This window comes from Acidimicrobiia bacterium (assembly GCA_040289475.1).
Lineage (GTDB): Bacteria > Actinomycetota > Acidimicrobiia > ATN3 > PSLF01 > PSLF01.
Genome location: PSLF01000002.1, coordinates 52,241 through 76,507, shown reverse-complemented (window position 1 = coordinate 76,507; position 24,267 = coordinate 52,241). Strand labels below are relative to the sequence as shown.

The window sequence follows — 24,267 nt, the reverse complement described above, 5'->3', positions numbered from 1 at the left end:
GTGTGTATGACTCTGTTGTTGGGTAACCAAAACTCTCGAAAAACCCTTTATAACTTGGAATTTCCATCATTTCGCGGTCCGAAATTGGCAACGGTCCTCGCTTGTGGCCTACTGGCTGTGACTGCAGCCTGCAAGCACCCACAGACGCGAGAGGTAGCAGGCGAGGTAAATAAGGAACCTCTTTCCACCGTGCTTCCCGTGGTTTTGGTTCACGGATGGAATGGTCAATCCTCAGATTTTTCTGAGCTTGTAAAACGTCTTGTTTCTTTCGGATATCCCCAAGAGAAAGTTCAGGCATTCAATTATTATTCGAGGACTAGTAACCGCGACATAGCAACACAATTGGGGGAGTTTATAAATCAAGTGCTCTCAGATACTGGCGCGCCACAGGTTGATGTAGTCGCTTTCTCAATGGGAACGCTTTCGAGTCGTTACTGCCTTAAGTTTCTAAGCTGTACCGGTTTGGTTCGAAAATACATCTCTATCGCAGGCCCTCATCATGGTTCTCAGCTTGCACAAACTTGCGCAATCTACGATATTGCATGCGAAGAAATGGTGCCGGGGTCTGGTGTGTTGTCGCAGCTAAATGCGGGAGACGAGACTCCAGGCGACACAAAGTATTTCTCTCTTTGGTCCAAGTGTGATGGCCTCGTGTACCCCCCTGAGTCTAGCTTGCTCGAAGGTGCTACCAACGTCGAGATGCCATGCATCCACCATCTTGAGATGCTCAACAACTCCGTAGTACTCGACCGAGTGCTGGCTATTTTGAGCTCCTGAACAATGAAATCCCAGCGGGGATGTATTTCCCTAGCGGCGGAGCCACCAAGCGAGACTAGCGCAAAGTACCGTTGCAATCACACTTACGAGTCGAGAAAGCGCTGCTGCCTGGCGCACTGTTGCTGCAGTAGGTAAAGGTCCATCTCCGAGAGTCGGTCGATTTTCCACCCTGTCTCCGTAACAGTTCTGTCCTCCTAGCCGGATACCAAATGCCCCAGCAAAGGCCGCCTCCAAATAGCCGGCATTAGGACTAGGGTGTCGATGCCCATCGCGCGCGAGCGTTCGCCACGCCCGCCAGACATCTCCGCCCACAAAAGCTGCAAGAGCCACTGAGAGAGTCGCTCCCAGCCGGGCAGCTGGCCAGGTAAGCAAGTCATCAAAGTTTGCTGCTGCCCAGCCGAAGCGCTCGTAGCGAGAACTTCGATGACCCACCATGGCATCTAGAGTGTTGACTGCTCGGTAGATGACCACTCCAGTGGGTCCAGCGATCGCTCCCCAGAGTAGAGGTCCCACCACCGCATCGGCGGTATTCTCGGCTACGGACTCCACAGCAGCGCGACACAACTCCGAGGCGTCCAGATCAGAAGAGTCCCGTCCTACTAAAGCCGAGGCCACCACACGCGCTGTCGCAAGATCATGATTGCCTACTGCATCGGCTAAGTGCTTAGCCTCGGCAGCTAGCGACTTACCACCCAGTGCCACCCACGTGACCACAGTTGCGTACGCAATCCTCGCATACGGCCTGGATCTTAGAACGACATCCAACTGCAACCCAGCCTCCCAAAATTCCAATCGCAATCGATGATCTCATTCAAAACATTCCCTAATTGTGTACTGGTATGACTTCTATGCAGAATTGTCGCTGGCAAGCACACTGTGCTTGAATTGGCGAACTAATTTATCGAAAACACGGATTTCTTATTTACCTCGGTTTATTGATGTTAGGAAGTCACAACACTCATGCCCACCATGCCAACACTAAGCCATGAAGTGTCAACGCAGATGGAATGAGCAATATTGGTGTTTCGACTTCACGAAACAAATTCAACTTTTCTCTGAGGCACTCACCGTGTTTATCCCCTGGAGCCTCCACGACCCCACAGGTGGATCCCTCGAGCAGCGCGGGATCTACACGGCTAGAGGGAGTAGTGTCGGAGGGGGGACTTGAACCCCCACCCGGTTATCCCGGACTAGGCCCTCAACCTAGCGCGTCTGCCTATTCCGCCACTCCGACATCGCCACAGCGATTACTGACCAACACCATCCCAAATACATACAAACCGGGAAACAATAATTTCCGATTCCAGCAGTATGCCTCAACGCTTTTCAAGGCAACCGTTGCTCTCGGGCGAAATCGCTGGTGACAGAGGTCTCGTTCTACCGGTCCTTTTAGATCGTTTCGGCCGCCGTTTGGGCTCCTTTCGTTTCAATAGCCCGAACAGTTTCAATAGATCATGATGTACTGCATGACAATTCACGAAGGTCGGCTCACTGACGAGACATTTTGGGACGAGTACTGGTCGTCGGTGTCGCTTCCCGTCACCCTCGACCTCGCAGACCCAGCTACGCGCAGTCTTGCCGGAGAGATACAGCGCCGGCTTCTCACTAATCTCGGGTCGCCACAAGGAAAATCCCTTGTCGAAATCGGCTGTGCGCCCGGGAGATGGCTCGAATTCTTCCACCGCCTCGGCTTTTCCGTCGCTGGCATCGAATCGGCCCCCCGAGCGGGAGAAATAACTCGACGGAACCTTGAAGTTTTGGGGATTGATGCGGTCATATACGAGGCTGACGCTCTCCAGCTTCCTGAAAAACAAAGCGATCTCGGTCAAAGTTTTGATTGCGTACTTTCACTTGGCCTTGTAGAGCACTTCGAAGATCCAAGCGCCATAATCGAAGTCCACCGTTGGCTCGCAAAACCGGGCGGCCTAATCCTAATAGGAGTCCCGAATTACAGGGGACTGTCGGGTTTCTTCCAGAAGCTCCTCGACACCAAGTGGCTCAATTACCACAACACCTCCGTTATGAGCCCGAGAGCACTTTTCGTGCTAGGAAAAAAGGGCGGGCTAGTGCCAGTCGATTTCACATATACGGGCGGGTTCGATCCAAACCTTTACAACTGGAAACGCCGCTCTATCGTCGGCTATTTGCTAACGAGAACGGGAAAGTTGCTTAGAAAAATACCAACAGCCGATGCTCTCCAATCTCGCCACTTCAGCTCTTATCTGTTGGTATCTTTTCGCTCACCGGAGCATTGAAGCGAGAAAACTGTGACTTGTTCAGGACACCGAGGTCTTTCTTTTAGTGGGCAATCCACCCCATGACCCCATCGTCCGACTTCGTCGATGTTGGCCGCTATGCGGAATGGTCTTTCAGGTGCGGGGCTAGGCTCGCATCAACATAACTAGAGCGACGGTGGTAAAAAACATCGCCACCGCGGTGACCACCGTAATGCGGTCAAGATTCCTCTCCACCACAGTGGAACCTGCCAGCGAACTCGAAGAGGAGCCCCCGATCATGTCAGAGAGACCGCCACCTCGACCCGAGTGCAACAAGATGAGCAGTATCAACAATACGGCGGCAACAACATGTACCGATATAACAAGGATCTTCAATATGTTCATGATTGCAACCTAGATCCTATATGCACTCTCATTATCTAGGTGGTCTCGAATACCGCACGATCCTTCCAAACTCGTCCGGATCAAGACTCGCCCCCCCGACCAAAGCTCCATCTATGAGAGGGTGAGATACAAAGCCCGCTATGTTAGAGGCCTTGACACTTCCCCCATAAAGAACCCTTATATCACTTACTGCCGACCCAAATTTTTTTTCAGCCTCTTCTTTGATCTTCGCAACTACCTCACCGGCCTCGTCGGGTGTGGCATTACGCCCTGTACCAATGGCCCAGACAGGCTCGTATGCAATAACAACGGACGATGCCTCGTCCGCGGACAATCTCGAGATGCCCGCTTTCGTTTGGGCGCTCACAACCTCTTCGGTACGGCCTTTTCCCCTTTGCTCGAGCGTTTCCCCCACACAGATGATCGGCGTCATCTCCTGGTCTCGAACAGCCCTCGCTTTCTTGGCTACCTCCTCGTCACCCTCGCCAAATAGCTGTCTTCTCTCCGAGTGCCCAACGATCACGTAAGAAACATCCAGCTTTTTCAGCATGGAAGGCGATATTTCACCGGTGAAGGCCCCCTTTTGCTGCCAGTGACAGTTCTGTGCCCCGAGGCCGAATTTCAGCTTGTCGGCGTCGATGACAGTCTGAACGCTTCTCAGTGCGGTGAATGGTGGGCAGATTACGACCTCGACTTCTTCGTAGTCAGAGGGGTCAAGGTTGTACGAGAGTTTCTGTACCACCTCTATCGCCTCTAGGTGGTTCAAGTTCATTTTCCAGTTCCCCGCAATCAGTGGCCGCTTTCCGCGCTTCACACCCATCTCTTCTTTCAGCCTCGATCGATTTTCCTAGCCTGGCGAACTTCTCTCAGCGCACGAAGTCCGACAAGATCCTCGTCCCTCACAAACTCCAATGAGGCACCTCCGCCCGTGGATACATGACTCACGTCGGCGACGTGTCCACATGCCTTCAGCGCGGATGCCGTGTCACCGCCTCCGACGACAGTAAAACCATTGCACGCTGCTACTGCCTCCGCTATTGCAAAGGTACCCGCAGCGAATGCATTCCATTCGAACACCCCCATTGGTCCATTCCAAAAGACAGTGCCAGCTGCCTTTATCGCATCCGCGTACTGTCTCGCCGTTTCCGGACCAATATCTAATGGAATCCAGTCTGAAGGCACAGAGTCTACCTCAAAGATTTCGTAAGAAGCGTCTTTGTCAAAACGCTGTGCTGCAACCACATCGCTTGGAAGGTGGACGACCTTTCTTTTGGTGTTTGCAGCTTCCATGGTCGCTCGCACAGCAGCCAGCTGTGCCTCCTCTACATCGGCTCCTCCGACACGTAGACCCCTCGCCGCTAGAAAGGTGTTTGCCATGCCTCCGCCTATGCATATCTCGTCAACCTTGTCCAACAAGGCAGAGACCACGCCAATCTTGTCCTTTACCTTGGCCCCTCCAAGTACAGCTACGTAGGGACGTTCCTGTGGCGCGAAAAGCCTCGAAAGCATGCATACCTCGTGCAACAGGCCAAATCCCGCTGCTGACGGCAGAAACTTTGGCACCCCAGTTATGGAGGCGTGTGGCCTATGCGATACCGAAAAAGCCTCGTTCACGTAGACATCTGCCAACGAAGCAAGCTCTAAAGCAAACTCTTCGTCACCGGCTTCCTCGCGCGGATCGAACCTCACGTTTTCTAACAAGACGATGCTTCCGACTCCTGCCTCTTCAACGACCTTGGACGCCTCTGTTGAGGGGGGAAGGGGTGCGAGATTCACCCGCTTTCCAAACACCTCGGCCAGCTTTGGCACCAGCGCCGACAAGGAAAGCTTCGGATCGGGCTTTCCTTTCGGTCTTCCCAAGTGCGAGCAGAGAACGACCGTCACGTCGCGCCGCAGCAGCCACTCGATCGTGCGGGCTGCCTCTATTATTCTGAGGTCGTCGCTGACCTGGCCTTGCACTATTGGAACGTTGAAATCGACCCGTACGAGAGCCCTTGTAGGCCGCTCCCCTTTGGTCGTGAGATCGAGGCTTTCGATCCTGGGAAGCGTGGATGAAAGCGTCACCGCGACGTTGCAATCTTCTCTACGAGATCGACAAGGCGCATAGAGTACCCCCACTCGTTGTCATACCATCCGAACACCTTCACGCTTCGGCCCATTGCCATCGTGAGGCCGGAGTCGAAGACACAGGAGTGAGGATTTCCAACAATGTCGGAAGAGACCACCGGATCCTCGGAATACTGGACGAGCCCACGTAAGCTACCCGATGCAGCCTCTCTAAATGCTGCATTGACATCTTCCACTGATACCTCGGCCCTAAGCTGGGCGACAAAATCTGTTACCGAGCCGTCCGGCACGGGCACTCGCATAGCAATACCATCCAGCTTTCCCTTGACCTCTGGGATAACCTCGCCCAGAGCCCTAGCGGCTCCCGTGGTAGTGGGGATTATGTTGAGCGCCGCGGCTCTGGCCCGCCGGAGGTCTTTATGGGGAAGGTCCAGAAGTCTCTGGTCGTTCGTGTAAGCGTGGGTTGTAGTCATGAACCCCCACTCGATCCCAAATGCGTCCTGTAGCACCTTGACCATAGGAGCAATGCAATTTGTAGTACAGGAAGCATTCGAGATCACCTTATGTTTGTCGAGATCAAGACCCGAGTCGTTCACCCCCAAAACCACGGTGTAGTCAGGACTTTTGGCCGGAGCTGAGATTATGACCCATCGCGCCCCGGCATCTAGGTGCTTTGAAGCATTGTCCCTGTCGACGAAGAGCCCCGTAGACTCAACCACTACATCGACGCCCAACTCCCGCCACGGCAAGGAAGCTGGATCTCTCTGTGACAACACTTTTAGCGAGCGGCCTCCTACTGTGATCTCATCGTCAGAGGCTTTGATCTCCGCGTCGAGAGGACCCAACACTGAGTCGTACTTGAGAAGGTAGGCAAGGGTAGCCGAGTCGGTAATGTCGTTCACCGCCACGACCTCAAAGTCGACCTCCTTCGATACGGCAGCCCTGTAGAAATTCCGACCGATTCGCCCAAACCCATTGATTCCAACCCTAACGCTCATCTCCTACTCCTGCTTTTGCTAGTCCTGTGGTACTGTCTTTGCTTCTTAAGGAGCAAAAGAAGCAAAGTCGCTCGGCTCGACTCTTATCTCATCTGTCAAAATAACTGGCTTGAAGGGTACTAACTCGTTTGGTGTTGCTGCATTACTACACCATCGAAGGCCGCGGCTGCAACGCCTCCGAGGAGACTCCGCTTTTCATCAGGAAAACAAGGCATACCTAGCTCTCTATCCAAGATTAGAGAGGGCCGTCGCTAGGGCCAGCGGGTCGTGCGAAGACGGATCGGACGAGTCCGCCAGATAGCACGCCACAGCCTTTGTCTCATGCCCCAGGGTAGTCAGGTTTCCTTCAAGAACCGCCCCCTCAGGCGCATCTCTTCCCCATGGGTGGTAAAGCAAAACATCACAGCAGATCCCGTGCTCTATTAGGGCCCGGTAATGGTCTACAGCTGTCAATCCTACGCTCTCAGCTCTCTGACCCATGAGATTACAAACGTAAACCTTGAGAGCCCGACTCTCTGAAACTGCCTCGCGAACACCTTCAACCAGTAGCGGCGGGATCACCGACGTATAGAGCGATCCCGGACCGATTATTACCTGATTTGCAGCGGTAATTGCCTCGAGAACACCCGGGGCCGGCTTCGAATCAAAGGGATGTATCCGTATTCTGCGAATCCTCGTTGCTTGCGCCGTGATATGTGCCTGACCTCTAACGATGTCACCGCCCTCTAATTCTGCTTCGAGCTGCATTCGTTGGGTGGAAACGGGGAGAACTCTACCCGCGCATCCAAGAAGTGAGGTACAGGCCTCGAGCGCCGGAAGAATTCCTCCGCATACCGCTTCGAGACCAGCAATGACAACGTTGCCCACCGAGTGCCCACCCAGCGGTCCTGCATCGAATCGATACTCAAATACGTCCGCTGCAATGTGATTCTCGGCAGCGAGGGCAACAAGACACTTACGGAGGTCCCCAGGCGCCACAAGCCCATACGCTGCGGAGAGCAGACCGGAAGAACCACCGTCGTCGGCTACCGACACTACTGCGGTAATGTCTGCTGCGTATCTCCTTGCTGCCCTTAAGGCAGTGGCCAGCCCCCGCCCCCCGCCTATTGCCACCACGTGCGGACCCTGTTTTTTCTCGCTCATGCGGAGGAGTCCCCCTCTTCGCCGAAGGCAGGTGCCATAGCCGTCTTCCAGAGATCCCGGTGATACACCTTCACATCAATTCCCTGCTTCTCTATGCTTTTGGCCAAAGCTTCTGCCATCACCACAGACCTGTGGCGTCCACCTGTGCACCCGAGAGCTATAGTCAGATGCGACTTCCCTTCCTCTATAAAATGGGGCATCAAAAATGCGATCAGCTCTTCTAGGTGATGGAGAAAGCGCTTGGCCGCTTCGTGCGATAACACGTACTCACGCACATCCTCGTCCGTCCCGGGAAGGGGTCTCAGTTCCCTCACCCAGTGTGGGTTGGGCATGAACCTGCAGTCGAAGACCATGTCAGAATCGATCGGAATTCCGTATTTGTACCCGAACGAAACTACCGAAAGAACGGGGAGGCGGGACGCCTCGGCACCTTCGAACAAAGCATAAATCTTTCTGCGCAGCTCATGAGGAGTGAGATCCGATGTGTCGATCACCAAATCGGCGGCTTCTCGAAGGGGTTCCAAAATCTTTCTCTCGGCCTCTATTGCCTCGTAGACCCTTGCCTCCGGCTCGAGCGGATGAGGACGGCGTACCTCCTCGAAGCGCCTAACCAATGCATCAGTCGAGGCATCCAAAAACACAACGTGGTGCTCGACTCCGGATTTGCTTAGCGATTTTAGGCTTTCGAGTAGCTCATCGAAGACCTGCCCTCCGCGGGCATCCACTACGAGAGCGAGCTTCTGGGCTGGCATGGCGCCTTGCATGCCCAGCTCGACTACTTTGGGGATGAGGCTCGGCGGCAAGTTGTCAATCACGAAGTAGCCCATGTCTTCGAGACATTTGGCCATAGTGGAGCGGCCTGCCCCCGACATTCCGGTAATGATGGTGAGGTTGGGAACAGCCCTGAAATCGGCTTCTTTAGAGCTACTGTCGTTACTCATGGGCGATCGGGCAGTGTCATTCGGGATTTCGGTTTCGATCTCGGTGCTCGTTTCTATCCGTGCGCTCGTGCTTTTCTAAAAACTCTAAAGACTCGCTGTCGTCATCGGCTTCCAACGTGTCGACTGGTCTTCCTTGTATTCGCAGAACGACCTCCCGTGCCACACCTAATGGAATTGAGGCCCGCTTAGCTACTTCTTCCGGATCTGCTCCGACCAAACTCTCCAGGGATCCGAAGACCGCTAGGATTTTTCGAGCTCGTTTGGGTCCGAGTCCAGGAACCTCCTCAAGGATAGATTTTTTGACTCGCTCGCCTCTGCGCCTTCGGTGATAGGAAATAGCTACTCTGTGTGCTTCGTCCCTTATGCGTTGGAGAAGGAACAGCGCCTCCGATCGTCGATCTATGACTACGGGTTCAGCACGCCCGGGCAAGTACACCTCTTCGAAGCGCTTCGCGAGTGCCGCAACCGGAATGTCGCTCACACCACTCTCTTGCATTGCCTCTAGGGCAGCTCGGAGCTGCCCCGGTCCGCCGTCGATCAAAAGCAGACCAGGCCTGTACCTCGAAGCCTTTTGGCTCGATTCTCCTGGCTTGTCGAGGCGTGCCAGTCGCCTAGACAAAACCTCTTTCATAGAGGCAAAGTCGTCTTGTCCTGGTACTTGTTTTATCTTGAACTTGCGATATGCAGCGGGGCGCGGCAGCGCGTCCTCGAAGACGACCATAGAGCCCACCACCTCGGTGGCACCAGTGTTCGAGATGTCGAAGCACTCGATCCTTAGAGGAGGTTCGTTTAGCTCCAGGGCCTGCTGCAACTCGAGGAGGGCTCTCGATCGAGCGTTGTGATCAGCAGCCCGCTCAAGCTTAAAGCGCTGGAACGCCTCCTTAGCGTTGGCCAAGACCAGCTCCATCAGATCTCGCCTGCCCTTGCCCCTCGGTGTTTTTATCGACACCCCCGAGCCCGTCATCTGCCCAAGAAACTCCTCAAGAGAGTCCTTGCCCTCCGGCAGCACCGACACGACGATTTCGGAGGGAACCTCCCCGGGAAGCCTCGTACCATCTGCATAGGAGTCGCGTCCATCCAATCCTTCTGACATCTCTTGAACATCGGCGCTTCGATTGCGGGCAGGACTACCACTAGCTACTCCGTCCGAAAGCGGAATGCTTTTGATTACGGCGCTCCCATACAGTTCGGTTAGGACCTCTCCCATGAGCTCTTCGTCAGAAACCTCCCGTTCGATGTCTACTAGGTATCCGTGACGAGCTCTGAGAGCGCCATTTCTCACCCTGAATACCTCTACCCGGCCACGTAACTCGTCCCGCGCTATGCCGACTACGTCGAAAGAGGGCGACTTAGCTGTGAGGACTTGCTGGCGCTCCGCCACCTTTTCTAAGGCTTCAAGACGGTTGCGGTACAAAGCTGCCTTCTCATACTGCTCAGCGTCAGCAGCCTCCCACATCAGCCGCTTGAGCTCGGCAGCAATCTTGCGGTGTCCTCCAATCACCGCTTTGCAAAACCCCGCCACTAGAGCGCGGTACTCGTCCGCGTCTATTGCTCCAATACAAGGGCCTGCACACAGCTTGATGTCGTAGTAGAGGCAGGGCCTTCCCAGCATCTGGTGTTCTTTGAACTGTACGTTGGTACACGTTCTTATTGGAAAGGCCTTGCGCAGAAGATCGAGGGTTTCACGGACGGCGTGTGCCCTGGCGAAAGGACCTAGATATCTAAAGCCCTTCTTGGGTCGGCCCCGTCCCACGAAAACCCTCGGCCATTCCTCCGATGCCGAAACGACTAGATAGGGGAAGCTCTTGTCGTCCTTGAGCCTAATGTTGTAGCGAGGACGATGCTCTTGAATCAGGTTGTACTCGAGAAGGATGGCTTCTGCCTCGCTAGATGCAACGGTCCACTCGACTGTTTCAGCCTCTTCCAACATCGAGGCGGTTTTGTGGTTCCCTCCTGTTGGACATTGAAAGTAAGTTGCCAAGCGATTCCTCAAAGACTTGGCTTTGCCCACGTATATAGAAGTACCCGAGGCGTCCTTGAACACGTAGATGCCCGGCGAGTCAGGAACGAGATCCAAATCGACTCGATCTAGCACGGCGCACCTCTTCCCAGCGAAGCCCTAGACTGCTACTCGGCTCTTTGGCTGCTCTGCTCCCGGGGTCCTCGGCTCATTGGCTCTTCGGGTCCTCAGCAACTCGGCTCGTCGGGTCCTTGGCTCTTTGGCTCCCCTTCTCCTGGCCCCGTTTACCCCGAGCTCTCCCGTCAAGCTTTTCCTCGAGCTCTTCCCCACCATGATGTCGAGCCCCCGCGCAACGCCGCCCACGTCGAAGCGAGATTCTGGGTTCCGACGCACTTTCGCCTCGGTGTCGTCTTCCCCGGCGCCTTTCATGCTCGATCCGCCAAAACCAGCCCCTTCGGGCCTCCTGTCTAGGCTATCCGCGGAACTTCGCTTCGAATGAAGTGATTACTCTTTCGGTCGTATCGGTCCTAGCATCCAGGCGTCAGACAGTAGCTCGGGTCTTCTATCCCGACCGGGCGAGGGCTGAGTGCCTGGCGTGGAGCATGGCCATCACCCCACCTAGTACCGAGAGAGCTGCTCCGTAGACAAGCAGGGGTAGCTTGGGCGGCATGGCCAAGGGATCGCCTCCCGATTCGAAGAATGCCTGTACAGCAAGAAACCGCGGCATGACGAAGTAAAAGAATCTAAGGGCGCAGGCAAGCTTAAGAACAACAACACCAGCCCCCACCCTCCTGCGAGCAGCCATGCCACACCAACGACGGTGTGACCAACTCCTGGCTGGGCTAAAGAGACGAACAGAAGTGTGGCCGCGCCGGCCTTCGCTCGACCTTCGATCGCGGGCTCGTTTTCGCCAAAGGGATCCCACAAGACATTTCCGGGGTCCCGGAAATACATGTGGGTGGCCTCGTGAAACAGAGCCTAAGAGCGAGTCGGCATTCGCATTCCAATGCGCACCGCTTGCCTACAGTACACCCCTAATTCCCAGATAGGCGACACCCGCAGTAGGTTTGACAGATAGATGATGCCGTCCCCATCCGTCGAGTGACGACCCCAACGGGGCGGTCGGTAATTCCGCCACTGGACATCCACGCGAAACGGATTGCTCCACTCCGGAAAGGTTACCATGGCAATCAGCCCGATCCACCAGTCGGCCTCGCCAAACCGTGATCAGCACGCGTTTTCGGCTTGCCGGAGTCGTGACGTATTCCTCGACGCCATTCCAGATGGATCTATCGTAGATGATGAGGCGCGTGCCCCATACAACTGACGGTTAACACTCGCTAGGTGTTTGACCATACCTGCCATAGGATCCCTCGACAAAAACCTCCCAGTGCCTGGGTCGTACCACCTAGCTCTCAGGTAGTAGAGCTCTAGTGCGACTACATCTCCGTGGGTGTTGGTCAAGTAAAAGTAGGTAGTGGATGTGCCGTATGGGTTGTTCGACCATGTGGCTATCCTTGCCTCCCAGCCTGCGTAAGGATTTTGCATGATAGTGGCCGTGGTGGCATGTTCTGCGAGAAGCACCTCGCGCGACGTGTTCCCCATGTATTGGGCCGTATTGGGCCGCCGCCCGACATGCGGGACCTATCCCAAGCAGTACGTTTACCTCGCCCCGGATTAACTTGACAGCGTATCCTTGCCTTTCGTCCGCCACCCACTGTCGGTCAACGTATATGTCCACCCGGACGCTCGACAGCTTGCGGGCCGTGCAGTCGGTGCCAAAGAAAATGGTTACCGATCGTACCAGGTGTGGCGGTGGCTTACCCTCACGAGCGACAAGATTTCTAGACGACCACCAAGTAACGCAGGTTTCTGTCAGAGTCACCCTGAAGCCCTGGGGTTCCAGACACCTCGCGATGGTTGCCGAGACCTCATCGTAAGTTCCATCCGCACTCAATCTGTAATCGTGCCACTCCTCCCAGGTATCCATGAGCTGTGGCTCTGACTCGACTCCAAAGATGCAGGATTGAAGATCGCTAGCGAACATCCGAGCAGCCCGGTTCCTTCCATCCTCGATGCGTGATATTTCAGTCACCGAGGAAAGGACCAGTGCCCATATCCACACTAACGCCGCTAATAACACCGCCAAAGCAAGGGCGAGAATATACCCCGATATCCACACGATAACAATAAGGCGCCTCTTATTTTGCCTCTCCACGGAGAAGTCTCAGCCCCTGCTCATAAAAGGCGGAATGTCGTATGACCCGGGAGGAAGATACTTCGAGGGGCCCCCGAGAATGGGCGTCTGCCGCAGCCACGGCAAGCGGCTGCAGTCCCCCGAACCGTAAAGCGACTGGATCTCGCCCCCCAACTGATAGGGTGTGATGCCAGCTATCCCAGCGGTGTCCCTTCCGAGCTGGAGTCGATTTCCAAGGTCGACACCGGTGTCGCCGAGAGCCACATCCTCGAGCGTTCCGCCCTGACCAAGCTCATACAATTCCGGCCACACGACACGGTCAAGATCATAGTAGCCAAACACGACAAAAACCATCAGATGGCGTGATGGATTCGGATCATCAGAAACGAAGTCCTTCCAACCTTGAGGCCCCAATTGCAGGCCACCATATGTTGGACGCCGCAACAGCCCTAGCTTGCCAATGAAGCCAAGTTGCTCCTTCGAATAGCCCACAATGACGCGAGCGATTGCATCCACGAACTCATTCCACTGACCGCCCTGGCTGAGGTCCTTGACATATATTCGTGCCATAGCATCCAAAACGTTGGCCAACGCGGTAATTCCTCGCTTACATCCAGGGCTCAATCCGCTTGGATCTCTCTTCGAAGGGGGCGCGCAATACCCATAGGCATACCGATTCAGCGATACTAGGTGTATCGATGATCCTGGGAGAGGATCCCTCGACAAAAACCTCCCAGTGCCTGGGTCGTACCACCTAGCTCTCAGGTAGTAGAGCTCTGTAGTGGGGTCGTAGAGATAGCCTGCATACCTGAAGTGCTGGTGGACTTGTTCTGATACCCGTTTCGGCTCACCCCAGGGTCCGTAGGCGTAACCGTTTATTATTTTTCCGTCCTTGTCTTGGAGTGCCACTACATCTCCGTGGGTGTTGGTCAAGTAAAAGTAGGTAGTGGATGTGCCGTCTTTTTTCTTTTCCTTCATGGCAGCCGGTGTGTCTCTACCTCCATAGAGGTAGTACCTGAAGGTAGAGCTCACTCTTTCTTCTTCTGCTAGGAGGCGGTCTGCTTCGTAGTAGTAGAGGTGGTGCTCTTTTAGGTAGGTGGCGTCCTCGAAGACCTCCTTTTCGGAGAGCCTGCCTGTAGGATCGTAGGTCAATCTAACTTCTTGGCGGTGTCCTGTGGAAGGGTCGTAGATGGCTGCAGCTATAAGGCGTCCTGAGCCATCCCAGAAGAGGCTTCGCTTCCTAGATGAGTAGGTGGTATCCGAGATCAGCCTGCCTGTAGGGTCGTAGGCGAATTGGGGGTGTGCTTCAGTGTCAATCTTGTCTGCTTCTTCGAACGAGAGGGACTGGGTGGTCACACCGTTTTGTTTCACCTGGGTCCTGTTAGAGGAGGAGTCGTAGGAGTACTCGTAGGTATCTCCTAGTTCGTCTCTTGCTCCAGTGAGCCTCCCTAAGGCGTCATAGGTGTACGTGGCATTTCCCATCTGGGTTAGATACCCCCTCTTGTCGTATCTGGTGGGATAGGCAAGGGTTCCCTGGGGGAGGGTCCAGGTGAGCTCGGTGGCCCTTCCTTCTGGGTCGTAGGACAAGAAAGCGGTAGTAGAAGAGGGGTAGGCTATGGCTTTGAGTCTTCCTGAGTCTTGGTCGTAGCCATAGAAGATCCCTTGACCTGAGAAGAAATCGGCAGAGGAGATACCTCCTAGAAGGCCATCTTCTCTCCACTGGTAGAAGATCTCTTGGCGGTCAGCTTCTAGTCCCCCGAATGCTAGGACCTCTCTCCTTCCTCCAGGAGAGAGGGTCTGGATAACCAAGAACTCCTGTGGCTCGCCCTCTCTTCCCCGCTGCATCTTGTACTTCTCGAGGACCCGGCGGCCTGCTCGGTCGTAGCCGTACTCGACTCTTCCTGCACCCAGCCTCTCTGCCACTACGAGACGTCCTGCCCTGTCGTAGAGGTAGGTGTGGGTGCCCGAGTTGGTGTTGTCCTGGGAGATCAACCGCCCTACCGGGTCGTATAAATAAGTGGTCTTGGTGCCATCTGGGGATATCACCTCGGTCAACTCACCCCGCAGGGAGTAGGAATACGACCACCTGGCCCCGTCTGGGTCGGTGGCGGTGGCGAGGTTTCCATTGGGAGTGTAGGTGTAAGTGGCTGTGCCAGTAGAGCCTGGGTAGGTGATCTGGGTGAGGCGGTTGGCTTGGTCGTAGGAGTAGCTCGCCCTTATGACCTGACCACCTTCGATGGTGGTGGAGGTCTCGACGAGATTGTAGGCGGGATCGTATCCGAAGTGAGTGGACTGCCCCGCTGGCTCCGTGACAAAGATTTGGTTTCCCGCAGCGTCGTAGCCGAAGAACGTTGTATTGCCCATAGAGTCCTCGACGGATTGGGGCCGGCGGGCTTGATCGTAAAGGGTGGTAGTTGTACGGCCTCCCGGAGAAACAGTCTTGTAGACCGTGCCGTCTGGGTTGTAGATTGTGTAAGACGAACGCCCCCCTGGATCTATCTGGCGAATTGGTCTACCTAGAGAGTCGTACTCGGTTCTAGACACCATCCCGTCCGGGGATATCACAGCGGAGACGGTCCCGTCTTGGTTGGGCACGAGGACCGTTGAGCCCACCGGGGTGTCCACTCTTATGACCGATCCTCTCTCGTCATAGACGTAATCGGTTCTCACCCCAGTGGGATCCCTGGTAGAGAGGGGCTGGTGGTCTTTCCGGTATTCGGTGCGGCTTACAACCCCTATCGGGTCAGTCATCAAGATTGGGTCGCCCTGGTCGTTGTACTCGGTGTGCCACACCTCTCCTCTTGCATCTCTTGTCTGGATTCTGTCGCCTGCAGAGTTGTAGCGGTGAGTGGTCGTCGCACCGACTTGGTCGATGCGCTCCGTCTCGGATCCATTGGAATCCCACGACACATTCTCCCTACCGCCGAGCGGGTCTTCTACCTGTGCTCGACCGGAGCCTGGGATCGCACCTGGTGTGTAGGTAAACGAATAACCGAAACCCCTCGCATCTCTCTGTCGACTCACAGCACCTTCCACCATGTCCTGTACATAGATGACCTGGCCCGAAGAGTCCCTGATAGATTCGAGTTGACCAGAGGCGTTGTACTGGTAGCTCTCGGTCACTCCCCCAGGCTTGGTGACGAGAGACAGCAAGCCGTCCGTGTACTGGTAGGAAACCGATCTCCCATCCGATGACTCGACGCCCACCAAAAGCTGGTCTTGATTGTACGAAAGGCGCAGCGTCGGACCCATCGTATGCGTAACGGCCTCCAACCGCCCGTCGGAGGAGTACCCCAGGGCGTAGCCTACGTTGAACCGATCCTCTACTTTTTCCAGCCTTCCAGAGCTGCCGAAAGTCTTGAGGGTACCTGCGGTGTCCGTGAGGTAGAACCGCCCCGCGCTGTCCATTCCTAGCTGCTCGTGTCTGGCAGGGGGCGGCTTGTAGGTACCCGAGATCCGTTGAAAGAAGAGCCTTCCCCCGCTAGGCTCCTGCCAGGTCACACCCTGGCGAGAGGAGGGGATCTCTCCGGGGCGTCCCATTTCTATCCTCTCCTCTAGAGAAAGCGACCAGCCAACGCCCAGAGGCCCCCTAGTGCTGTCAGCGAGGTTGTACGCTCTCGCTACCCCTAGGGACGGGCCGGCGGCATGCACGTACAGATCGGAAGCGGTGATATGAGCGTTACCCTCTGCTAAGTTGACAGGATCGCCAGCTGCGGGGGAGTAGGGGTTATTAACCCTGTACAACGCGTCCGCAGGCATAAAGAGTGGCCCGACTCCGGTCGGCGTGAAGGGGCAGCAACTCGTGTACACCCTCACAAACGAAGAACCGCTACATAGATTTCGTATGGCCAAAACGACTGTAGGAGGGTCCGTAGCGCCCTGGGCTTGCACTGCCACTATGCAGCCATTCGAAGAATAAGCGACCGAGTTGACCCTGGTCACTGTCAGGCCTCCACCTGGCGTGAGTAGCGCGCCCTCCCTTCTAGGGTCGCCGCCCGTCGCCGGCATGGTGTAAAACACCGGAACACCGTCTTCGATGGTAAAAAAGCTCACAGTAGAACCGTCGGGGCTGACATAGAGACTCCCCGGCACGATTGAGTTTGCCCCCCCTACTGCGTCTGTGTAGCCGGTTATGTCCGTGGGTTCGCTCCAAGTTCCATCGCCCAACTGGGTTGTTGTCTTGAGCTTCAAGCCGGAGCGCGTGCTCTGGAGAAACACGATTGTTCCGCCTCCCGCAGCCCCTCCTACGACGGCTTCACCCGGCTTGCGCTCGCGCAGGAGTAAAGGCTCCGAAGACCATGCACAAAGCAAATACAACCCGGCCTTTCCCTTGGTTCTTGGGTCCACGGCAGGTAGATAGGTGACGAAGCAAGCGGGAACTCCCGAATAAGGAGAAGTTATCAATCCGACCCGGCAGTCAACCTGTGCCTTTGGGTTTGTGTTGACATAGATATCGGTGAGATCAAGCCTAGCATGGCCTATCTGGCACCAGCCGCCGCCCACGGGCTGAAGAAAAATCAATCGGTTTCCAGTTAAGTCGAACCAAGCTGCCGCAACGGAGAAGTTCTGATAGCTGTGTAGGCAGCTTCCGTCGCTGTTTGAGACAGCGAGGTGTGTTGGTCCCGGATTGTCGATCCTTCCTACGATCAGAGGACCCTTTAGCTCGCACGGCCCCCTCGAGTCGTGGGCTGCATAGGCTGTGGGGTATAAAACCGCGTGGTTCAAGGCGCTGAGCAAGGCCCAGGCAAGCACCGCTGCTAATAAAGATGCGATGTGACGACGAGACAAGAGGTGCGGACCCATCACTCACCTGCCTCTTGCACCCTTGGGACGAAGGCATCCCCGTTGTAGTTCGAGAAAACCAGGGTGACCCTCGCATAGACAGTCGTACCCTGTGGACCTTCCCACCCGGAGGACAGATCTGGGAGCGGAGCGTAGGGGCCTGCTCTAGATAGCTGGTAGTCGTACGAGAGACACCCGAGGAGTCCAGACCCTGGCTCCTCCCATGCCACCAACAGCGGGGTACCGCCGAAGTGAGAGGATCCCTGGGGCATGGGTGCTTGGAGGCGGATCCCCCGCCTCCCAGGAGCGAACTCCTCTTCCCCGATTTCTTGAGGTGGAGATCCCGAGAGATTGAAAAGCCCCTTCCGCGGTTGGGACATGAGAGTGGAGACAGACTCCAAGGCTAGGTAGTCCCCTACGGGAACGTAATAGTCCAGGGGTACTCTGGGATAGAGAGCAAGTGATCCCTTGGCCCACATCCTCCCCTTGGTTCGTACCAGTTCAGGGACGGGGCCCGGAGTGAGATCTTGAGGGTCGTCCTGGATGTACCACCTGTCCTCGGCCTGCCATGCGCCCCTTCCTCGGTAGACGACTCCCGCCGAGAGTGGTCCTGCAAAGCCAGGGCCCGTCTCTTTCAGCTCCAAGCGCACCTGAACAGAGGCAGTAGCAGCCTGCACCCGTATCGACTGGCGCGCCTGGTAGGCCCTGCACGAAGCGAGCGTGGAGATGGTCGTGGATGTCTCTTGGTCATACGACCTAGGGATCCTCAAGACAAAAGGCGGGGGTGGCGAAGGGCACTGCAGTACCACCAAAACCAAGGGTGTGACCCCGGGTCTTAGAAGCCTCGTGTCTATCTGGCCGAGGGTGCCTTGGGAACGGGGTCCTTGGGGGAACTGCTCGGGCGGATCCAAGAGGTAGGAACCCTCTTGGAAGGGGGCCGGGTCGATCTTGGGAGCGAGATTCTCTGTCGGAGCCGGGGGAAATGGGAATCTCTGGGGTGAAAAAGACGGCAGGCGGTCTTGGTGTGGCGAAGCAGGGTCTTGGATCAACAACACCTCGGGCGATTGGGGATCCCCTGCATCCTTTACGTAAAGCTCTGTGCTCCGAGAGCGATCAGAGGCAAATACCAGTTTGGATCCGTCCGATGAAAAGTCTGGGTCTACATCGGCTGCGGGAGAAGAGACATAGGGAGTTTCACCGGTGCCATCGGCGGACATGACATATATGTCTGGGTCTGGATGTCTTACGTAGGCAATTCTGCGGCCGTCGGGAGAAAAAGCGGGATCGGAGTAGGAATCGGCCCTGGATGGATCGGTAAGCAAGATTGGGTTTTGGGTGTCGGTGAGGTATACCTGGTAGATCTGCTGCGACCCAGGCGTTCCTGCCTCGAAAACGATTCTCTTTCCGTCGGGAGAGAAGTCAGGTGAGCGGATCCCACCACCCATTTCCAAGAGCTTTAGAGGCCCCGAGCCGTCGGCGCCCATGAGGTAGAGGGCCTCCGTGCCCTCCCTCGTAGAGACAAATGCGATCGATCTTCCATCCGGGGACCATGCGGGATAAAGGTCCTGGGCGGGATTGGATGACAGGTTCGTAAGGCCGCCTCCCTCGGATGACATCTTGTAGATCTCTTGGTTACCGTCCCTCGTGGAAGAAAACAGGATCCATGCGCCATCGGGAGAGAAAGAGGGCGTGGAGTTGTATCCGAAAGCTAGGCTTTCCGGTCCCCCAGTGAGGCGGCGTAGCCCCGTCCCGTCGGATCCCACCACCCAGATGTCCTTGGAAGAAGGCACCCACCCAGACAGTGGCCCCGAGAATCCGAGCTCCCTGGTGGACTCGAAAACGACCAAGCCGTCATCCGGCGAGAAAGAAGGAGCGCTGTCGGAGACAGGGGTGCCCAACGCCCACGCCCAGATGTTGGAGCCCTCTATGTAACCCTCTATCGAGATGGTTCCGGACAGAGGCCCGTCAAGACTAGGAGCGGTTATTGCCAGGCGGGCCGGCGTCCAGTAAAACGAGACATCTTTTCGGTCCTCGAACCTATCTCCTTCTTGGTCGTAGGTGGAGAGGATGAATGATACTTCGCCAGGTCCCCACCTGTTCTTTATGTCCCAGTCAGCAAGGTGGGTCGAGGGCCCAGCAGTACTGCCTTGGGCAGAAAAAGAAGGAGGGGTGAGAGAAGGGGTGGCTTCGCCTTTTTTGTAGGCCTCTAGGACCCAAGACGAGACCGCCCCAGAGATGTCGGCCGTTACCGCCACTGTAGTGGAGAGCTCGTAAGAGAAAGCTAAGCCCAAGAACCCATAGGCATCCCTTGGGTCGTCAGAGTAAATCCTCCGAGTGTAACTGGCAGTGTTAGCAACGGGCTCGGCCGAGTCGGTGGCGGACAGGACGAGGTAAACAGGCCCGGCATATCCAGCAGGAGCATAAGTCGTCTTGTAAGTGCCTAGGGATCCCCCGAGAACGGGTGCGGGTCCCGAAGACAGCAGCCGAGGAGGTTGGCCTGGGATAGAGGCATGGAGGGTCCATGCAGACAGAGTGGCATCGGTCACCGTACCGATCACGTCTGCTGTAGAAGAGACCAACGTGTCGGTTAGAGGCAGGTCAATCGAAACCTCGGGTGGGGAGTTGTCTACGTAAGGATCCAAGACAGCGAATGTCTCGTTGGCAGAGGTGTCCTCGAGGAACGCTCCGAAGCGATACCAGCCGTCTGCGACTTGGCGGGTGTCGAACGTTTCGACGAACTCGATCTCCTCTTGGGGCCCTGAAATCCCAGGTGGCTTTGGCTGAGGCTTGTTGGCATATGTCGGGGTGGATTTCTTTTTTTGCTTGCACTCTCTTCGGTCGATCGGAGAGGGCTTCTCACCAGGAGGAACTGGCACGAAGCCGGGTCGCCCTCTAAGACAGGTAATCGGCTCGCCTCTGTCCTCTGGAGGTCCCGACTCTTCTGCGACGAAGAAGCGTGGCGGCGACGAGAGGCCCGTCTCGTCTCTGGCTGCGACCCTCAGCGCAATCGTGCCTGCTACCACAGAGCGTTCCCTGGGCGCTAACCACCTCGCCCAAGGTGGCCCTAGATCTTCTGGATGCAGGTACAGCGAGCTTCCACCCGGAGAGGTCTCCATCCACGAAAGCCATGTCTTGGCGGGCCCGCCTCTTTCTGCGGCTTGAAGCGAGGCCGCTCGCCTGTCGGCAACTATGAGGGGACCCTCGGCACCATGTTTTGTGATCTTGTAGCGCAGCATTGAGGAAGGTGACGCAGAGAAGACGAAAGAAAGACTCTCAGAGGAGCTAGCGGGAAGGACCAGGATCGAATCTTTCTCTTCTTTTTTGCCGAGGCGGATCTCTTCTACTCCTGCAGGACCCAGGCTGGCTAGGTAGATCCCGTTGTTTTTGGCATAGGTAGCGCGAGGCGGATCGCCTCCAAACGAGAAAGTATTCGACGAGAGCCGCGTGGTTTCCTCCGCTAGCGCAAAGCCGCCCCCAGGCATTTCCTTTAGGAAGCTGAGCTTTCTAGCATCGGCTACTGCGACAAAAACACCAGAGGCAGCGCTTGCTACAGCAGATCGAGCCTCTAGAGAGGCCGGGGTGACGAGGCGGGGCGAAGACCACGTGAGGCCGTCTCGGGACTTGGAGATGTAAACCCCCGAGGTGGGAAACGCCTTCGTGTATGTCACATAAAGCGAGGAGGTGTCTGCTGCGAGGAACACCTGCCCGCCCTGGGTGTCTACTGGGAGGGGGGTGCCTTCTATGAGACCGCTCTGAGAAGAGAGTAAAAAGACCCGTATGCCGGAGGGTGTTGATGCTCCTGCCACAAGCTTGCCTTGGGGACTCCAAGCCAACACCGGTGGAGAAGATACTTCGCCCAAGGATCTTTTTGGAAACTTCTCCTCTCCAGATACCCCGAGTCCCGCTACCACTCCCTCCCCGGAGTGCTCGTAGGCGACGACGCCGGAGTCGTCTTCGAGCGTGAGGAGCGCCCTAGATGGCGCCTGGGCCATAGAAAGCCCCTGGCTCGAGGCGACTAGAAGATATGGGCTCTGAGGTTCAGCTTGGCTGGTGGCAGCAGGAGCGAGTGCTACGAGAGAGAGAGAGAGATTAGGAAGGGTAGCGCCGAATTAGGCTTCTTCGGCCGCAATCTGGCGTAGGCTTGTGTTCCCCTGATCATTCCAGCTGCCCCGCCCCCGGCACATGAGGCTTGTCGCTTGAATGGTCGAGATCCTATAGGCGGTGATCCGAGCTGTCAATACCCTCCCACACCGGGATTGCCTGTGGTATGGGAGAGGAGCGCCAGGCTCGACTCTCCCTCAGTCCAGCTGGCTTCGTCCTACTGTCGAATTGAGAGTTGCATGCATAAGAAGGGAGCTCCAGGCTGTACGGCTCGGCACACTGGCGCCCAGAGCTCCAAGAGACCTAAGAAATGTGATCAGCCCCTCGTGTGTTAGCTACACTGAATACGAAAGCCGCCTGGCTTAGAAGACGGCTTTTAGCTCGCAAAGGCTCCGAGGCCGCCATCCCCGTGACCCCGGCCAGGGGGGTCACCGGTCAATCGGGGCCATTATCGAATAACTCCTGGAGGAAATATGCTCCGGCTACAGGCTACGCTACCCGCGCGCTATCGGGAGGCAGACGAAGCCGCGCTCCAAAAAATGATTGCCGACGCTCGCCAGCGACTCGGTAAAGATCTCATAATCCTCGGCCACCACTACCAAAGAGACGAGGTGTATCGCTGGGCCGATGCCACAGGCGACTCCTACAAGCTCGCCAAGTACGCCGCAGAACACCTCGAGTCTAAATACATTGTCTTTTGCGGAGTTCACTTCATGGCAGAATCGGCTGACATCCTCACCTCCGACAGCCAGATCGTAATCCTCCCCGATCTCAACGCTGGCTGCTCAATGGCGGACATGGCTCCAATCGATGCTATGGAAGAGGCTTGGGAGTACTTTTCTCAGGTTCTCGACATTGATTCGGTCATGCCTATTACATACATGAACTCGTCGGCTGCAGTAAAAGCTTTTGTAGGCGCGCGAGGTGGTGCGGTGTGTACATCCTCGAACGCGCCCAAGGTAATCGAGTGGGGGCTACAACAGCGAGAGAAGATTTTCTTTCTACCCGATCAGCACCTCGGCAGGAATACCGCACGTGCTATGGGCTTCACCCAGCGTGACGAGTTCGTTTGGGATCCAAACGCCGACTACTCGGAAATCGACGAGGTAGCGCTCAAAGAGGCGACCTTCATCTTCTGGAAAGGACACTGCTCTGTGCACCAACGCTTCACCACCGACATGGTGCATCGATTTCGGGCAGAGCATCCAGAAGGCAAGGTTATTGTTCACCCCGAGGTCGCCCATGAAGTCGTACTCCTGGCTGATTTCGTTGGATCCACTGAGCAGATAAAGAAGACGATCACCGAGGCTCAGTCAGGGTCCACGTGGGGAGTGGGAACCGAGATTCACTTGGTCCAGCGGCTAGCCAGAGAAATGGCTCCTCTTGGAAAGACCGTAATGAGCTTAGATCCAATAGTCTGCCCATGCTCCACAATGTTCCGCATCGACGCCGCCCACTTGGCGTGGTGCTTGGAGTCTCTGGCCGATGGGCGAATTGTCAACCAGATAACGGTTGATGCCGACACCGCACACGACGCCAAGCTCGCTCTGGATCGCATGCTCGAGATCGCGGGTTGATTAGGCGGCCTTTGGTATTCACCAACCATTACAAAGGTCTACCCTTTCTCCCTTGGCTGATTCGTTGCTCAGAATTGCGATACCGTACAAACAAAGAAAGTCCGAAGAGATCGGGGTAGGATCACCTCTCCTAGGCATCGATTTTGTGAATTGAGGCATAGCAGAGCCGTCAGGTCGCAGTTACGCTCAATTGTTGTCGAACCACCGCTACGGCCTGGAACACTCCAACTCTGCTCAGGATTCTCGAACCCTACGGTCAAGGTCATAAGGCGGTACCGATGTGAAACTCGAGGGGGGACTGGTGGACGAAGACATCCGCCGTGTCTTTGGCAGGGCACCGCGCTGCCACCAAAAGCGTCGATCCTGGCGCCGACGGCTTCGCCATATAGTGCAGCACTTTCAAGGCCTACACAGCCTTCACTCGATCGGGCGGCTCGAACCCCGAAAGCGCGCTGCAATTGGGGGCATCGCATTCATAGCAGCGATAGGCTCGGTGGTCTTAGCTGCAATGGCCTATCGGAGCGGCACGGCCTCGATATCCGGGAAAGGAAACCGTGGCGAGCAGCAGGCCTCATCTATCACCCAACATCCGAGCAATTCCGTTCTTGAAAATGAGGTTGCCGGGACAGGTTCACCACAGCTGCAAGACCTGGGTGAGGGCCGCTACAAAGGCCCAAACGGCACGATAGTAACGGTCCCATCTGAATGGGAAATCTTGAAGGGTGACCAGATCGAGCTATGGGCGACCTTGGTGCCCAATGGATCAAAAAGTCCCATCCCCCGAATAGGAATAGGAAATGTCGCCGCCGAAGGGATCGACGGCGCCGACGCACTCGAGACAGTCGGATACTACCTCTCCGAAATTCTTCCGGAGCTCACCTCCACTGAAGAGCCGTTCCGAGGGGGAATACTTGTGAAGGGAAAAGGTACTGTTGACGGCACTCAGCTCGAGGAAGTGCGTTGGATGTATCCCTTAGAAAACGCGGTTCTTGTCGTGTGGGGCCTTTTTCCCCCAGGTTATCCGGGTGCCGAAGACCTAGTGGTCAACTCGGTCAAACCGCCAGGGTAAAAAGAAGCGGGCTAACTGGGTATCCCAGGGCTAA

At 56.1% G+C, this 24,267-nt stretch carries 17 protein-coding genes and 1 tRNA gene; 4 read left to right on the top strand and 14 right to left on the bottom strand.

From position 1 onward, the window contains the following. The first annotated feature begins 6 nt into the window (after positions 1-6). Positions 7-777 carry a lipase gene (locus C4318_01870; protein MER3453891.1) on the top strand — a complete coding sequence of 257 codons (771 nt, stop codon included), beginning with the start codon at positions 7-9 and terminating at the stop codon, positions 775-777. A 30-nt stretch (positions 778-807) separates the two neighbouring features. Here the strand turns inward: C4318_01870 and cobD are convergent, their stop codons facing one another. Then, positions 808-1,575, bottom strand: a complete 768-nt coding sequence (cobD, locus tag C4318_01865) for a cobalamin biosynthesis protein CobD (protein ID MER3453890.1) — start codon at positions 1,573-1,575, stop codon at positions 808-810. A gap of 348 nt (positions 1,576-1,923) precedes the next feature. Then, positions 1,924-2,011: transfer RNA gene (locus tag C4318_01860), tRNA-Leu, on the bottom strand. Positions 2,012-2,231: 220 nt separating this feature from the next. Here C4318_01860 and C4318_01855 point away from each other — a divergent pair. Continuing rightward, a complete protein-coding gene (locus tag C4318_01855; GenBank protein ID MER3453889.1) occupies positions 2,232-3,032 on the top strand; it encodes a hypothetical protein in 801 nt (266 codons plus the stop codon). 126 nt (positions 3,033-3,158) lie between these two features. Here C4318_01855 and secG read toward each other — a convergent pair whose 3' ends face one another. From secG to C4318_01795, 12 genes are all read right to left on the bottom strand, one after another. Next, the gene (gene secG, locus C4318_01850; GenBank protein ID MER3453888.1) at positions 3,159-3,398 is read right to left on the bottom strand and encodes a preprotein translocase subunit SecG; all 240 of its coding nucleotides are present in this window, start codon (positions 3,396-3,398) and stop codon (positions 3,159-3,161) included. Between the two features lie 31 nt (positions 3,399-3,429). After that, positions 3,430-4,218: a triose-phosphate isomerase gene (locus C4318_01845; protein MER3453887.1), complete on the bottom strand. Its 789-nt coding sequence runs from the start codon at positions 4,216-4,218 to the stop codon at positions 3,430-3,432. Positions 4,219-4,226: 8 nt separating this feature from the next. Further along, positions 4,227-5,435: a phosphoglycerate kinase gene (gene pgk, locus C4318_01840; GenBank protein ID MER3453886.1), complete on the bottom strand. Its 1,209-nt coding sequence runs from the start codon at positions 5,433-5,435 to the stop codon at positions 4,227-4,229. A gap of 23 nt (positions 5,436-5,458) precedes the next feature. Next, the gene (gene gap / locus C4318_01835) at positions 5,459-6,463 is read right to left on the bottom strand and encodes a type I glyceraldehyde-3-phosphate dehydrogenase (protein MER3453885.1); all 1,005 of its coding nucleotides are present in this window, start codon (positions 6,461-6,463) and stop codon (positions 5,459-5,461) included. Between the two features lie 225 nt (positions 6,464-6,688). Continuing rightward, positions 6,689-7,606 carry a hypothetical protein gene (locus C4318_01830; protein ID MER3453884.1) on the bottom strand — a complete coding sequence of 306 codons (918 nt, stop codon included), beginning with the start codon at positions 7,604-7,606 and terminating at the stop codon, positions 6,689-6,691. Next, positions 7,603-8,547, bottom strand: a complete 945-nt coding sequence (locus tag C4318_01825; protein ID MER3453883.1) for an RNase adapter RapZ — start codon at positions 8,545-8,547, stop codon at positions 7,603-7,605. Before C4318_01825 ends, C4318_01830 begins: the two co-directional genes overlap by 4 nt. A 16-nt stretch (positions 8,548-8,563) precedes the next feature. Next, complete coding sequence (locus C4318_01820; protein MER3453882.1) at positions 8,564-10,642, bottom strand: excinuclease ABC subunit UvrC; 2,079 nt, start codon at positions 10,640-10,642, stop codon at positions 8,564-8,566. Positions 10,643-10,666: 24 nt separating this feature from the next. After that, positions 10,667-10,936 (bottom strand): hypothetical protein, encoded by a 270-nt coding sequence (locus C4318_01815; GenBank protein ID MER3453881.1) that lies wholly within the window; start codon positions 10,934-10,936, stop codon positions 10,667-10,669. Positions 10,937-11,069: 133 nt separating this feature from the next. After that, positions 11,070-11,312, bottom strand: a complete 243-nt coding sequence (locus tag C4318_01810; protein MER3453880.1) for a hypothetical protein — start codon at positions 11,310-11,312, stop codon at positions 11,070-11,072. Positions 11,313-11,734: 422 nt separating this feature from the next. Next, positions 11,735-12,112, bottom strand: a complete 378-nt coding sequence (locus C4318_01805) for a hypothetical protein (GenBank protein ID MER3453879.1) — start codon at positions 12,110-12,112, stop codon at positions 11,735-11,737. 622 nt (positions 12,113-12,734) lie between these two features. Continuing rightward, the gene (locus C4318_01800; protein ID MER3453878.1) at positions 12,735-17,507 is read right to left on the bottom strand and encodes a hypothetical protein; all 4,773 of its coding nucleotides are present in this window, start codon (positions 17,505-17,507) and stop codon (positions 12,735-12,737) included. After that, positions 17,507-21,478 carry a hypothetical protein gene (locus C4318_01795; GenBank protein MER3453877.1) on the bottom strand — a complete coding sequence of 1,324 codons (3,972 nt, stop codon included), beginning with the start codon at positions 21,476-21,478 and terminating at the stop codon, positions 17,507-17,509. Before C4318_01795 ends, C4318_01800 begins: the two co-directional genes overlap by 1 nt. 582 nt (positions 21,479-22,060) lie before the next feature. On the opposite strand from C4318_01795, the gene C4318_01790 reads away from it, so the two are divergent. Together C4318_01790 and C4318_01785 are read left to right on the top strand one after the other, a co-directional pair. Further along, positions 22,061-23,164 carry a quinolinate synthase gene (locus C4318_01790; GenBank protein ID MER3453876.1) on the top strand — a complete coding sequence of 368 codons (1,104 nt, stop codon included), beginning with the start codon at positions 22,061-22,063 and terminating at the stop codon, positions 23,162-23,164. 280 nt (positions 23,165-23,444) lie between these two features. Then, positions 23,445-24,233 carry a hypothetical protein gene (locus C4318_01785; GenBank protein MER3453875.1) on the top strand — a complete coding sequence of 263 codons (789 nt, stop codon included), beginning with the start codon at positions 23,445-23,447 and terminating at the stop codon, positions 24,231-24,233. Positions 24,234-24,267: the final 34 nt, after the last annotated feature.

What these genes read in the sequence shown, in the direction of transcription:
- C4318_01870 (MER3453891.1), top strand. Translation starts at nt 7, where the DNA reads ATGACTCTGTTGTTGGGTAACCAAAACTCTCGAAAAACCCTTTATAAC.
- C4318_01855 (MER3453889.1), top strand. Translation starts at nt 2,232, where the DNA reads ATGATGTACTGCATGACAATTCACGAAGGTCGGCTCACTGACGAGACA.
- secG (MER3453888.1), bottom strand. Translation starts at nt 3,398, where the DNA reads ATGAACATATTGAAGATCCTTGTTATATCGGTACATGTTGTTGCCGCC.
- C4318_01845 (MER3453887.1), bottom strand. Translation starts at nt 4,218, where the DNA reads ATGGGTGTGAAGCGCGGAAAGCGGCCACTGATTGCGGGGAACTGGAAA.
- gap (MER3453885.1), bottom strand. Translation starts at nt 6,463, where the DNA reads ATGAGCGTTAGGGTTGGAATCAATGGGTTTGGGCGAATCGGTCGGAAT.
- C4318_01830 (MER3453884.1), bottom strand. Translation starts at nt 7,606, where the DNA reads ATGAGCGAGAAAAAACAGGGTCCGCACGTGGTGGCAATAGGCGGGGGG.
- C4318_01825 (MER3453883.1), bottom strand. Translation starts at nt 8,547, where the DNA reads ATGAGTAACGACAGTAGCTCTAAAGAAGCCGATTTCAGGGCTGTTCCC.
- C4318_01815 (MER3453881.1), bottom strand. Translation starts at nt 10,936, where the DNA reads ATGAAAGGCGCCGGGGAAGACGACACCGAGGCGAAAGTGCGTCGGAAC.
- C4318_01810 (MER3453880.1), bottom strand. Translation starts at nt 11,312, where the DNA reads ATGGCTGCTCGCAGGAGGGTGGGGGCTGGTGTTGTTGTTCTTAAGCTT.
- C4318_01805 (MER3453879.1), bottom strand. Translation starts at nt 12,112, where the DNA reads ATGGGGAACACGTCGCGCGAGGTGCTTCTCGCAGAACATGCCACCACG.
- C4318_01800 (MER3453878.1), bottom strand. Translation starts at nt 17,507, where the DNA reads ATGGGTCCGCACCTCTTGTCTCGTCGTCACATCGCATCTTTATTAGCA.
- C4318_01795 (MER3453877.1), bottom strand. Translation starts at nt 21,478, where the DNA reads ATGGCCCAGGCGCCATCTAGGGCGCTCCTCACGCTCGAAGACGACTCC.
- C4318_01790 (MER3453876.1), top strand. Translation starts at nt 22,061, where the DNA reads ATGCTCCGGCTACAGGCTACGCTACCCGCGCGCTATCGGGAGGCAGAC.